10 protein-coding genes are annotated in these 11896 nt (G+C 52.4%); 8 read left to right on the top strand and 2 right to left on the bottom strand.

From position 1 onward, the window contains the following. From ACQY8X_RS14650 to ACQY8X_RS14615, 8 genes are all read left to right on the top strand, one after another. On the top strand, positions 1 to 1595 hold a 1595-nt coding region (locus tag ACQY8X_RS14650; protein WP_428035885.1), incomplete at its 5' end, for an acetyl/propionyl/methylcrotonyl-CoA carboxylase subunit alpha. Positions 1596 to 1597: 2 nt separating this feature from the next. After that, positions 1598 to 2500 (top strand): hydroxymethylglutaryl-CoA lyase, encoded by a 903-nt coding sequence (locus ACQY8X_RS14645; protein WP_428035884.1) that lies wholly within the window; start codon positions 1598 to 1600, stop codon positions 2498 to 2500. A gap of 155 nt (positions 2501 to 2655) precedes the next feature. After that, positions 2656 to 3234 (top strand): peroxidase-related enzyme, encoded by a 579-nt coding sequence (locus ACQY8X_RS14640; RefSeq protein ID WP_428035883.1) that lies wholly within the window; start codon positions 2656 to 2658, stop codon positions 3232 to 3234. A gap of 86 nt (positions 3235 to 3320) precedes the next feature. Beyond that, positions 3321 to 5012 carry an AMP-binding protein gene (locus ACQY8X_RS14635; protein WP_428035882.1) on the top strand — a complete coding sequence of 564 codons (1692 nt, stop codon included), beginning with the start codon at positions 3321 to 3323 and terminating at the stop codon, positions 5010 to 5012. Positions 5013 to 5138: 126 nt separating this feature from the next. Then, positions 5139 to 5975: a class I SAM-dependent methyltransferase gene (locus ACQY8X_RS14630; protein WP_428035881.1), complete on the top strand. Its 837-nt coding sequence runs from the start codon at positions 5139 to 5141 to the stop codon at positions 5973 to 5975. 76 nt (positions 5976 to 6051) lie between these two features. Next, the gene (locus ACQY8X_RS14625) at positions 6052 to 7554 is read left to right on the top strand and encodes a DEAD/DEAH box helicase (protein WP_428035880.1); all 1503 of its coding nucleotides are present in this window, start codon (positions 6052 to 6054) and stop codon (positions 7552 to 7554) included. A 94-nt stretch (positions 7555 to 7648) separates the two neighbouring features. Beyond that, a complete protein-coding gene (locus ACQY8X_RS14620; RefSeq protein ID WP_428035879.1) occupies positions 7649 to 8587 on the top strand; it encodes a ketopantoate reductase family protein in 939 nt (312 codons plus the stop codon). A gap of 57 nt (positions 8588 to 8644) precedes the next feature. After that, positions 8645 to 8995, top strand: a complete 351-nt coding sequence (locus tag ACQY8X_RS14615) for a HopJ type III effector protein (protein WP_428035878.1) — start codon at positions 8645 to 8647, stop codon at positions 8993 to 8995. Between the two features lie 399 nt (positions 8996 to 9394). Here the strand turns inward: ACQY8X_RS14615 and ACQY8X_RS14610 are convergent, their stop codons facing one another. Both ACQY8X_RS14610 and ACQY8X_RS14605 read right to left on the bottom strand, forming a co-directional pair. Next, a complete protein-coding gene (locus ACQY8X_RS14610; protein WP_428035877.1) occupies positions 9395 to 10195 on the bottom strand; it encodes a sulfite exporter TauE/SafE family protein in 801 nt (266 codons plus the stop codon). 69 nt (positions 10196 to 10264) lie between these two features. Then, complete coding sequence (locus ACQY8X_RS14605; protein WP_428035876.1) at positions 10265 to 11827, bottom strand: SulP family inorganic anion transporter; 1563 nt, start codon at positions 11825 to 11827, stop codon at positions 10265 to 10267. Between the last annotated feature and the right edge of the window lie 69 nt (positions 11828 to 11896).

The raw sequence follows: 11896 nt of genomic DNA, 5'->3' as shown, positions 1-11896 counted from the left end.
GTTATCATGGCGAAGATCAGTCCCCGGCATTGCTGAAAGAGGAATCCGTCCGTTGCGGCTTTCCTCAACTGTTGAAAGCGGTCGCTGGCGGCGGCGGTAAAGGGATGCGGGTGGTTAACTCGATTGATGAGTTTGACGAAGCGCTGAAATCCGCCTGTCGTGAGGCGAAAAACGCCTTTGGCAACCCGGATATGCTGATCGAACGCTACCTGACCCAACCTCGCCATGTCGAGATTCAGGTGTTCTGTGACAAACAGGGTAACGGCGTCTATCTGGCAGAACGTGACTGCTCGGTACAGCGTCGTCACCAGAAAGTCATCGAAGAAGCGCCAGCGCCGAACCTCGCCGATGAAACCCGTAAAGCGATGGGTGAAGCGGCGGTGCGTGCCGCTCAGGCGATCGATTATGTGGGTGCAGGTACGGTTGAGTTTCTCTATGACGTGGATGGTTCTTTCTACTTTATGGAGATGAACACCCGTCTGCAGGTTGAACATCCGGTAACCGAGCTGATTACCGGACAGGATCTGGTGGAGTGGCAGCTGCGGATCGCCAGTGGCGAACCACTGCCACTGCAGCAGGACGAGATCCGTATCAATGGTCATGCACTGGAAGCCCGGGTGTATGCGGAAGACCCTGATAACGATTTCCTGCCCGCCACCGGCACCCTGCGTTATCTGCGCACTCCGCAGGAAAGCCAGCATGTTCGGGTAGATACCGGCGTGGTAGAAGGCGATGAGGTCAGCGTGTTCTATGACCCGATGATCGCCAAACTGATCGTCTGGGATGATAACCGTGACCGGGCCATTGCGCGGATGGAACAGGCACTGGAGGAGTACCGCATCAGCGGTCTGAAAACCAACCTGCGCTTCCTGCGCAATCTGGCGGGCAGTGCACCCTTTAAGGCTCTGGATCTGGATACAGGATTTATTGAGAAACATGAAGCATTACTATTCCCTGCCAGCAACCTGAACAGCGCATTCTGTCTGGTCATGGCGGCTTGTTTCTTCAGCGAAAAAACCAAGCAGCAGGCCAATAACCCGGACGACCCCTATTCACCCTTCGGTTATCAGAACAGCTGGCGACTTAACTCAGAATATGCCCGCCCGCTGACACTGATCCATGCTGATACCGAATATCAGCTGAGCATTCTCGAAGGCGGCAACAAAGGTCAGTATCAGGTGCAGATCGATGATGCCAGCTATCAGGTCAGCGCACAGTTGAATGATGATCTGCTGGATGTGGTGATCAATGGTCACCGCCTTAGCGTGCACCTGTTTAACGATGGCGACCTGCTGACGCTGTTCCACGAAGGCGAACAGTTTATCTGTGAGCAGCACCGGGAAACCTTTGGCAGTGATGATCAGGCTGGTGATAACAGCCTGACAGCTCCCATGAACGGTGCGGTGGTCGCGGTGCTGGTTGAAGCGGGTCAAACAGTTAAAGCCGGCGACACCCTGGTAATTATGGAAGCGATGAAGATGGAACATAGTCTGAAAGCGCCCCACGATGGCACGGTGGCTGAGATCTATTTCGCTGAAGGTGATCTGGTTGCAGACGGTGCCGAACTGATCTCTCTGGAAAAGGTGGAGGTCTGAGTATGGCGCTGCCTAAACATGTGCGGCTGTTTGAAATGGGGGCCAGAGATGGCCTGCAGAATGAGCCGGGGGCGGTGATTGATACAGCGATTAAAATTGAGCTGATCAACCGCCTCAGTGAAACCGGGCTTAGCCATATCGAAGCGGCCAGCTTTGTATCACCCAAATGGGTGCCACAGATGGGCGATGCCGCTGCCGTTATGAACGGTATCAAGCGTAAAGCGGGAGTGACCTACTCGGCACTGACACCCAACCTGAAAGGGCTGGAGGGGGCTATTGCAGCCGGTGCAGACGAGGTTGCTGTCTTCGGCGCAGCCTCAGAAGCGTTCACCCAAAAAAATATCAACTGTTCGATCAGTGAAAGCCTGGAACGTTTTGCCCCGGTGATTGAACGGGCGCAAGCCTGCAATATCCGGGTGCGTGGCTATGTTTCCACGGTGATGGGCTGTCCCTATGAGGGTGAAACAGACCCCGCTCAGGTGGCTGCTGTCAGCCGTGAGCTGCTGGATATGGGCTGCTATGAGATCTCTTTGGGCGACACCATTGGCACTGGCACGCCGCTTAAAGCCAAGCGGATGCTGGAAGCAGTGAGCAAGCATGTGCCTATAGAGAAGCTGGCAGCACACTTCCATGACACTTACGGACAAGCCCTGGCGAATCTGTATGCGGTGATCGAGGAAGGGATCGCGGTGATCGATGCCTCGGTTGCCGGTCTGGGTGGCTGCCCCTATGCCAAAGGCGCATCAGGCAATGTCGCCACTGAGGATGTGCTTTATATGCTGAACGGCCTCGGTATCGAAACCGGCGTCGATCTTGAAAAACTGGCGCAAACGGGCCACTGGATTACCGCCCAGCTCGGACGTACCAGCGGTTCTAAAGTGGCCCTCGCCATTGGTTGTCAATAAATCAATAAGGATAGTATGCAGAGATAATGGTTTATCTTAAAACTTTCCCCTTGAAAGGAAATAAGGGTTTACCCTAATATAAGATAACCATTGAAATTCATTATATGAACCTCTGTTTTCTACTCTGACGGACAAAAATAATACGGAGTTATACCATGTCTCAACCCGATCATATTACCGCGCTGGACCTGCACTACCCATCACGGGAAGAACTGCCCGACGACGTTAGAAAGTATTTTGATGTTTGCGATGCCAAGCTGGGCATGATTCCCAATGTCCTCAAAGCCTACAGTCAGAACCTGGCTCAGCTGGAGGTGTTCTCCCGCTTCTACAATGAGCTGATGTTCGGCGACAGCAACCTGACCACCCTTGAACGGGAGATGATTGCAGTAGCCGTATCCTCTCAGAATCACTGTTTTTACTGCATCGCCGCCCATGGGGCAGCGGTCAGAAACTACTCTGGCGATCCAGTCCTCGGCGAACTGATTGCCATCAACTATCGCGCTGCCGAACTGTCAACCCGCCACCGGGCGATGTTGGACTTTGCCGTTAAGATGACGGTATCTCCCGACTGTATTGAGGAGAGCGATCGTCAGGCGCTGCGGGATGCAGGATTCAGCGATCGGGATATCTGGGATATCGCCAATGTCGCCGGTTTTTACAACATGACCAACCGGGTAGCCGGCGCGGTGGATATGCAGCCAAACCCTGAATATCACGCACAAGCACGATAAAGATGTAAGCGAACCTCCGTGCTGATCAGGCTGACAGCACGGAGATCTAAACCCTCGATATATAAAAATAATGAAGGGATGAAGCAATGAGCAATGCACAACCCAGTTATACCAGCGGTACCAGCAATACCCCCCTGCTGGGGATGACCATCGGCGAAAAGTTTGATGAGATCTGCGCCACCTATCCTGATAACGATGCCCTGATCGTTCATTATCAGAATATTCACTGGAGCTACGCCCAGCTACAAGAAAAAGTTGAACAGTGTGCCCGGGCCCTGCTCGCCATCGGTGTTAAGCCCGGTGACCGTATCGGCATGTGGTCCCCGAATACCGCCCAGTGGACAATCACCCAGTTTGCCAGCGCTAAGGTCGGTGCGATTCTGGTGAATATCAACCCGGCATACCGCCTGCACGAGCTGGAATATGCACTGAACCAGTCCGGCACTAAGTATCTGGTTACCGCCGACAGTTTCAAATCATCCAACTATACAGCGATGCTGTTAGAGTTGGCACCGGAGCTGAGCAGCTGCGAAATCGGCAAGCTGAAATCGGCAAAACTGAAAACCCTGGAATGCATCATCAACCTGGCAGATGAACAACATCCGGGGATGTGGCGCTGGGACGCCTTTGTCGAGCAAGCCGAAAAAGTCGATCTGCAACAGGTTAAAAATATTCAGGCGACCCTGCAGTTTGATGACCCGATCAATATTCAGTACACCTCCGGCACGACCGGTTTTCCCAAAGGGGCGACCCTGAGTCACCATAACATTCTGAATAATGGCTTCTTTGTTGCCGAAAGTCAGAACTTTACCCATAAAGACCGACTGATTATTCCGGTGCCACTGTACCACTGCTTCGGCATGGTGATGGGCAACCTGGGCTGCATGACTCACGGCGCAACCATGATCTACCCCACCGAAGGTTTTGAGCCGAAAGCGGTGCTGGAAGCGGTCGAGAAGGAAAAAGCCACCGCACTCTATGGTGTACCCACCATGTTTATTGCCGAGCTGGATCATCCTGATTTTGCAAACTATGACCTTTCCAGCCTGCGCACCGGTATTATGGCCGGATCAATCTGCCCCGCCGAAGTGATGAAAGCGGTTAACTCCAAGATGCATATGAAAGAGGTGCAGATCGCTTACGGCATGACCGAGACCAGCCCGGTATCGACCCAGACCCGGGCGGATGATCCGTTTGAGAAACAGGTCACCACCGTGGGCCGCACCCAGCCACACCTGGAAAGTAAAATTATCGATCCACTTACCGGACGGATACAGCCGCGGGGCGAGATCGGCGAACTGTGCACCCGGGGTTACAGTGTGATGATCAAATACTGGAACAACGAAGAGGGCACCAAAGGTGCCATCGATGAGCACCACTGGATGCATACCGGTGACCTGGCGACTATGGATGAAGAGGGTTATATCCAGATTGTTGGCCGGATCAAAGATATGGTGATCCGGGGCGGCGAAAACGTTTACCCGAAAGAGATCGAGGAGTTTCTTTACACCCACCCGAACATTATCGATGTTCAGGTTACCGGTGTACCCGACAAGAAATACGGCGAGGAACTGATCGCCTGGGTGAAACTGAGTGCCGACTCAGACAATGTTACCGAAGGTCAGCTGCGGGATTTCTGTAAGGGCCAGATCACCCACTTTAAGATTCCCCGCTACTTTAAGTTCGTTGACGAGTTTCCGATGACAGTCACCGGTAAAATCCAGAAATTTAAGATGCGTGAGATCTCCATCAAAGAACTGGGACTCGATGATATCTGACACGGGGATTAAGCGTTAAAATAGCAGGGCCTCAACAGTAGTGAGCGGAAGTTTAAACACGCCAGTTTAAGTTTTCAGCTTAACAATAGTTGAGGCCCTTTTTTTGTTTATGCACCCGGAAAAACGATGGTTATGGATATAGATCAGCACTACAGTCACCACATGGATGAAACCGCCCTGCTGAAACAGCTCCGCCTGCAATATCCTGACGGCCCGACTCTGTATCAGCTGGCACCGATAGACCAGTTGCACATTGGTGGTATCAAAGCTTCGGAGAAACTCCTGCAACAACTGCAACAGCTGCAGCCCCGCCGCATTCTGGAAATTGGCTCTGGCGCTGGCGGGCTGATGCGGATGATCAACAGTCAGCTCAATGCAGAGGTCGTTGGCATTGATATCACCCACCGTTTTAATACCCTGAACCATGCACTGACTGCGCTGACAGATACCAAAGCCTCCGCGGTGATCACTGCTGATGCGCAACAGCTCCCTTTCGCAGACAACTGTTTTGACTGCATCATACTGCAGCACAGTCTGCTGAATATTCCGGATACCGAACGCTGCCTGCAAGAGTGCCTGCGAATACTGAACAGTGAAGGTTCATTATTGCTGCATGAAGTATTACAAGGGCCCGATTGTGACAGGATGATCTACCCCGTGCCCTGGGCACGCACCGCAGAACAATCACATCTGATTAGCATTGAAGCGCTATGCGCACTGCTACAGCAAAGCGGTTTTCAACTCAGGGGCGCAGAAAATTGGTCGGAGGAGGCTCTGCAATGGCGTCAGCGGCAGGCAGAAAAAGAACAACAGAGCGCGACTGACAAAGCGCGTAAGACGCCCGTCCTTTCCCCGATTCAGATTCTCGGAGAAGATTTTAAGAAAATGGCTCCCAATGTCATCGTAAATCTCAGTGCAGATGCGGTACAGGTCTGGCAGCTGAGTTGTACAGCAACCGCATAATCACTGCCATTTCGACCGTCTTTCCTGTATCCTTCGCGCTCCTGTCATTTTGACAATTATGTTATAGAGAGAGTGCATGAAATTTACTGATCTGGGCCTGTCGGCACCGATACTTGATGCCGTTACCGATAAAGGTTACGAGACCCCTTCCCCTATTCAGGCTCAGGCGATTCCTGCCGTGCTGGAGGGTAAGGATCTGATGGCCGCTGCCCAGACCGGTACCGGTAAGACTGCCGGCTTCACCCTGCCTCTTCTCGAACTGTTAAGCCGTGGCGAACGCGCCCAGGGCAACCAGATTCGCGCCCTGATTCTGACCCCGACCCGGGAATTGGCAGCGCAGGTTGCCGAGAGTGTGCAGGACTACGGCAAACATCTGCCATTGCGCTCCGCAGTCGTCTTCGGTGGTGTCAGTATCAACCCGCAGATGATGCAGCTGCGCAAAGGGGTCGATATTCTCATCGCCACCCCCGGTCGTCTGATGGATCTGTATAATCAGAACGCGGTCAAATTCAACAAAGTTGAAGTGCTGGTGCTGGATGAAGCGGACCGGATGCTGGATATGGGCTTTATCCATGACATCAAAAGAATCATCAACCTGCTGCCTAAACAGCGTCAGAATCTGATGTTCTCAGCGACCTTCTCCGATTCTATCCGCAACCTGGCGAAAGGCCTGGTGAATAATCCGGTCGAAATCTCTGTCACCCCACGCAACACTACTGCCACCAATGTAAAGCAGTGGATCTGCCCGGTTGATAAGAAGCAGAAATCAGCCCTGTTCAGCGAGCTGCTGGCGCAACACCAATGGCATCAGGTGCTGGTATTCACCCGTACCAAACGGGGTGCCAACCAGCTATGCAAACACCTGGAAGCCGATGGCGTTAATGCCGCCGCGATTCACGGCAATAAGAGCCAGGGAGCGCGCACCAAAGCACTGCTGGAGTTTAAGCAGGGCAAAATTCAGGTTTTGGTGGCCACCGACATCGCTGCCCGGGGCCTGGATATTGATCAGTTGCCTCAGGTCGTCAACTTTGATCTGCCCAATGTAGCAGAGGACTATGTTCACCGGATCGGCCGTACCGGTCGTGCCGGTGCCAGTGGTCAGGCGATCTCACTGGTGAGCGCCGATGAGTTTGATCAGCTATCCGATATCGAAAACCTGATCGGACGGGTTCTGGATCGGGAAGAGGTGCTGGGTTTCCAGCCGCTGCATAACCTCCCTGAGTCCAGCCTGAGCAATCGTAAGCGTAAGCCGAACAAACCGAAAAGAGCGAAACCCCAGAGTGAACACAAGGATGGCCAGCGCTCATCTGATGTTGCCCGGGGGCACAAACCCGCCGGTAAAAATAAACGCCATCGGGCGAACTCCGGCAATCGCCCTGAACAGGCGGCTCAGGGTGGAAAAGCCGCTCCGGCTAAAGCGGGACAACGCACACCCGCTAAGGCGGCGCAGCCTAAAACGTCCGGCAATACCCAGAAGCCAGCCGGACGCAGTGGTCGGGCGAATCCTCGCGCAAACAGCCCGGCACAACCGGGCAACCGCCGCCCGTCGCGAAGCAAACCCGGTATCGCACGCGGCTAAATTAGCCCTGCATCACCTAAACCCGGGTGGAAATCACCGGCATTTCAGGTAAAGTGCTACCCTCATCCAGACAATGAAATGAGTAGGTAGCACAATGCGTTTTCTTTTCATCGGTGCCGGTGGAATAGGCTGCTATTACGGTGCCAGACTTCAGCTTCAGGGTCATCAGGTCTGTTACCTGGCCCGGGGCGAACACCTTCAGGCACTGCAGCACTCTGGCCTGCAGATCACTCACCCTGACCTTAGCTTTAACCAGCCGGTCGATGCGGTCAATATTGATACCCTGTTAAGCGATTACCAGTGCGCTGATTTCGACCTTATTCTGCTGACGCTCAAGGCGGGTGCCACAGCCCCCATTCTCAACCAACTCAGCGATTGGCTGAAAACCGCAGATGTGGCGGTTTTATCCTTGCAGAACGGTGTCGATAACGAACCCCTGATTGAACAGGCGCTGGGACGCTCACGCACCCTCGGAGGGCTGGCGGTGAGAATCGGCGGCCATATCATCGCGCCAGGCCAGATTGAAGCAACAGGGCCCGCTCAGGTGGTGATGGGTAGCTGGCCAAATCAGCAAAGCGATCATATCTTCAGCCCTGCAGCGCTGGAAACCTTTGCCGGGCTATTCAACCAGGCAGGTATTCCTACCCGCATCAGCCCTGATATCCGCCATGAACTCTGGCGTAAACTACTGATCAACAATGGCGTTAACCCCCTCTCCGCGTTAACCCGGCTGGACACCCGCACACTGACATCACACCCCATCTATGGCAAAACCGTTTATCGGATGATGCAGGAGGTCGCCGCTGTTTCAGCAGCCGATGATGTCATCCTGAGCAAACAGGATATCGATGAGATGTTTGAGCTGATCAGCAGCTTTGATGCGATCAAAACCTCAATGCTGGTCGACAAAGAGAAAGGCCGGCCACTGGAACTGGATGGCATCAGCGGGGCGGTGATCCAGCGCGCGCTTCAGCTCAACATTGACGTACCCAACACCGAGCTTATTCACGCACTGCTACAACAGCAGGAATAAGGCCGTTTAACGCTTTACATTACGATCATTAAAAATAGTAACAAACAGGACAATCGAATGGATCTCCAGCAGTTTATTGAACAACTTGATAGTAATAGCGGTTTTGATTTTGAAGACACTATCGATGTTATCACAGCGAACTATGACTATGCTCCGGTTCGCTTCAGCAACGGTGAGCTGGTGAATGAAGCCGGCACCAACGAGGGCTCCTGTAAAATATTTGCCTTTGCACTACTACACAACCTGTCACAGCAGCAAACCCTTAACTGCTTTGGCCGTTTCTACCGTAACGATGTATTGGAGCACCCACAGGGCACAGATCATGGCAACATCCGCAACTTTATGCGCCACGGCTGGTCAGGCATCAGCTTCGAAAATCCTGCGTTAACTGCAAAAAGTTTGACCTGAATCATGTGCGACAAAATGTCTCGCCTTAAAGACAGTAAAGTCGCCTTATTCAGACAAAATTAAGACTTTTTCCTATATTCACATAGTCCGAATATGGAGATACTTGTTCTCGTTGGATCGACGCTCTTCACGGATTTGAAGAACAGGCTGGGGGACAGGGAAGTATAAACGCGATATGGACACGACCTATCGGCAGGACGCTGACTGGTATTTCGCAGAAAATTTTCAAGGATGAAAAGCCTCTTCCGGGATTGCGAAGAGGTTACAGTATGGACCTGTTTTAAACAGGATGAAAAAGTCATAAAAAAAGAGCTCATCAATATAGAGCTCTTTTTTTATGCCTGCCATATCGGATATCTTCAGGAGATGGACGATATCAGCGAAACATGCCCGCCTAATTCAGATTACTGAACTGATCATCTTAATTGCCAGTCCCAGCAACAAAACAGCAAAGACTTTTTTCAGCACTGGCACCGGTAAGCGATGAGCAACATGAGCACCAACAGGTGCGGTGAAAAAGCTAATCATCGAGATCAGAATCACCCCTGGCAGATAGATAAAGCCGACGACATAATCGATCTGCAGATCCGCCGATAAACCATTCACGAGATAACCGATTGAACCGGCAATAGAGATCGGCAGGCCGATGGCCGCCGAGGTACCAATCGCCTTTTTAACATCAATATTATGCCAGCTCAGATAGGGCACGGTGAGCGTTCCACCACCGATGGATACCAGCGCCGAGATGCTGCCAATAACACCTCCTGCAGCAAAGAGTGCAGGTGTGCCCGGCAGGTTGCGGGAGGGTTTCGGTTTAATATTGAGAAACATCTGCACTGATGCATACACCAGAAAGCAGGCAAAAAATATTCCCAGCGAAGCCGAGCTGAGCACTGAGGCAAGAAAAGTCGCCAGAAAAGCGCCCACGACAATGCCCGGGGCGATCATCCTCACAACAGGCCAGAGAACCCCGCCTTTTTTATGGTGGGCCCGCAAACTGGAAATTGAGGTAATCACAATTGATGCCATCGAGGTCCCCAACGCAAGATGTACCACCTGCTCCTGTGGAATCCCCTGCCAGATAAACAGTGACGTCAAAACCGGCACCATAATCAGTCCCCCTCCGATACCAAGCAGGCCAGCCAGAAAACCAACAACGGCCCCGAGTAAAATAAAGGCGGCAATCAGACTCATTTCCATATTCAAATCCATATAAAGAATAAAACCGCGACTATTGTCGCGGTTTTTCAAGATATAACAAGTAGTGAATCAACCCAGTTTATCATCCGCAACTTTGTAGTCAGGGTCTTCATCCCGGTTGATCTCAACCGCACTACCCGCTTTTTCCAGCAGACGGATACATTCATTACTGAGATGGCGAATATGAATATCGATACCGGCTTTCTCATACCGTTCCACCAGTGAGTCAATCACCTCAACACCGGAGTGATCCATTACCCGGCAGTTGGCGAAATCGATAATCACCTCCTGCGGATCAAACTTAGGCGTAAAGTTATCCCGGAACGCCTGCACCGAACCAAAGAATAGAGGTCCATGGGGCTTGTAAACTTTGAGGAAGCCGTTCTGCTCGATACTGGTATCGATGCGCATATGCTTGGCATGCTTCCAGGCAAATACCAGCGCAGAGACAATGACACCGACAATCACCGCAATCGCCAGATCAGTCAGCACGGTTACAACGGTTACGGTCACAACCACAATCGCATCCGAAGGCGGAATTTTACGCATCAGGTTGATACTGGCCCACTCAAAGGTACCAATGACTACGATAAACATCACCCCGACTAATGCCGCCACCGGGATCATCTCAATCCAGCTGGAGCCAACCAGGATAAACAGCAACAGGAATAGCGCCGCGGAGATACCAGAAGCACGACCAGTACCGCCTGAGCCAATATTGATCATGCTCTGACCGATCATGGCGCAACCGCCCATACCGCCAAAGAAGCCGGTAACCACGTTAGCAACCCCCTGACCTACACACTCCTTATTACCACGACCACGGGTTTCAGTAATCTCGTCAATCAGCGTCAGAGTCAGCAAGGATTCAATCAGACCAATCGCCGCCAGAATCAGCGCATAAGGCACGATGACCTTTAGTGTTTGCAGATTGATATCCACCATCGGAATATGGAACTGGGGTAATCCTCCGGCGATGCTGGCAGTTGGATCACCGGTCATATCCGCCAGTACATCCTGCACACTGCGGGCGGAATCAATATCCAGACCAATAACCAGAGCGGTAACCACCAGAATAGCTACCAGCGTAGAAGGCACTGCGGAGGTTAATTTTGGCAGGAAATGGATAATCGCCATGGTCAATACAACCAGACCCAGCATGACACCCAGCTGAGAGCCCTGCATCCAGCCAAGCACTCCATCCGCATCAGCAACCTGAAACTGCTTCATCTGCGCCAGAAAAATGACAATCGCCAGACCATTAACAAAGCCCAGCATCACCGGGTGGGGCACCATCCGAATAAACTTACCCAGACGAAACGTACCGGCGAGGATCTGGAAGATTCCCATCAGCACCACGGTGGCGAACAGGTACTCAATACCGTGCTCGGCCACCAGACTAACCATCACTACCGCCAGTGCGCCGGTGGCACCGGAAATCATTCCCGGCCTGCCTCCGATAGTTGCGGTAATTAAACCCACCATGAACGCAGCATATAAACCAACTAACGGCTCAACTCCGGCGACAAAGGCAAAGGCAACCGCTTCCGGCACCAGCGCCAGAGCCACGGTCAGACCTGACAACACGTCGGATTTCATGCTTTGAGAACGCTTATAAATCAACTGCAGCATAGGAGAACACTTTTCCAGAGAATAGAGGGATGGCGACAAAAAAAGCGCGATTATAGCATTGTGCAGCCG

Origin of the sequence: Amphritea sp., assembly GCF_050300915.1 — a bacterium.
Taxonomy (GTDB): domain Bacteria; phylum Pseudomonadota; class Gammaproteobacteria; order Pseudomonadales; family Balneatricaceae; genus Amphritea.
This window is presented reverse-complemented; position numbering and strand designations above follow the sequence as displayed.

What these genes read in the sequence shown, in the direction of transcription:
- ACQY8X_RS14645 (WP_428035884.1), top strand. Translation starts at nt 1,598, where the DNA reads ATGGCGCTGCCTAAACATGTGCGGCTGTTTGAAATGGGGGCCAGAGAT.
- ACQY8X_RS14640 (WP_428035883.1), top strand. Translation starts at nt 2,656, where the DNA reads ATGTCTCAACCCGATCATATTACCGCGCTGGACCTGCACTACCCATCA.
- ACQY8X_RS14635 (WP_428035882.1), top strand. Translation starts at nt 3,321, where the DNA reads ATGAGCAATGCACAACCCAGTTATACCAGCGGTACCAGCAATACCCCC.
- ACQY8X_RS14630 (WP_428035881.1), top strand. Translation starts at nt 5,139, where the DNA reads ATGGTTATGGATATAGATCAGCACTACAGTCACCACATGGATGAAACC.
- ACQY8X_RS14625 (WP_428035880.1), top strand. Translation starts at nt 6,052, where the DNA reads ATGAAATTTACTGATCTGGGCCTGTCGGCACCGATACTTGATGCCGTT.
- ACQY8X_RS14620 (WP_428035879.1), top strand. Translation starts at nt 7,649, where the DNA reads ATGCGTTTTCTTTTCATCGGTGCCGGTGGAATAGGCTGCTATTACGGT.
- ACQY8X_RS14615 (WP_428035878.1), top strand. Translation starts at nt 8,645, where the DNA reads ATGGATCTCCAGCAGTTTATTGAACAACTTGATAGTAATAGCGGTTTT.
- ACQY8X_RS14610 (WP_428035877.1), bottom strand. Translation starts at nt 10,195, where the DNA reads ATGGAAATGAGTCTGATTGCCGCCTTTATTTTACTCGGGGCCGTTGTT.
- ACQY8X_RS14605 (WP_428035876.1), bottom strand. Translation starts at nt 11,827, where the DNA reads ATGCTGCAGTTGATTTATAAGCGTTCTCAAAGCATGAAATCCGACGTG.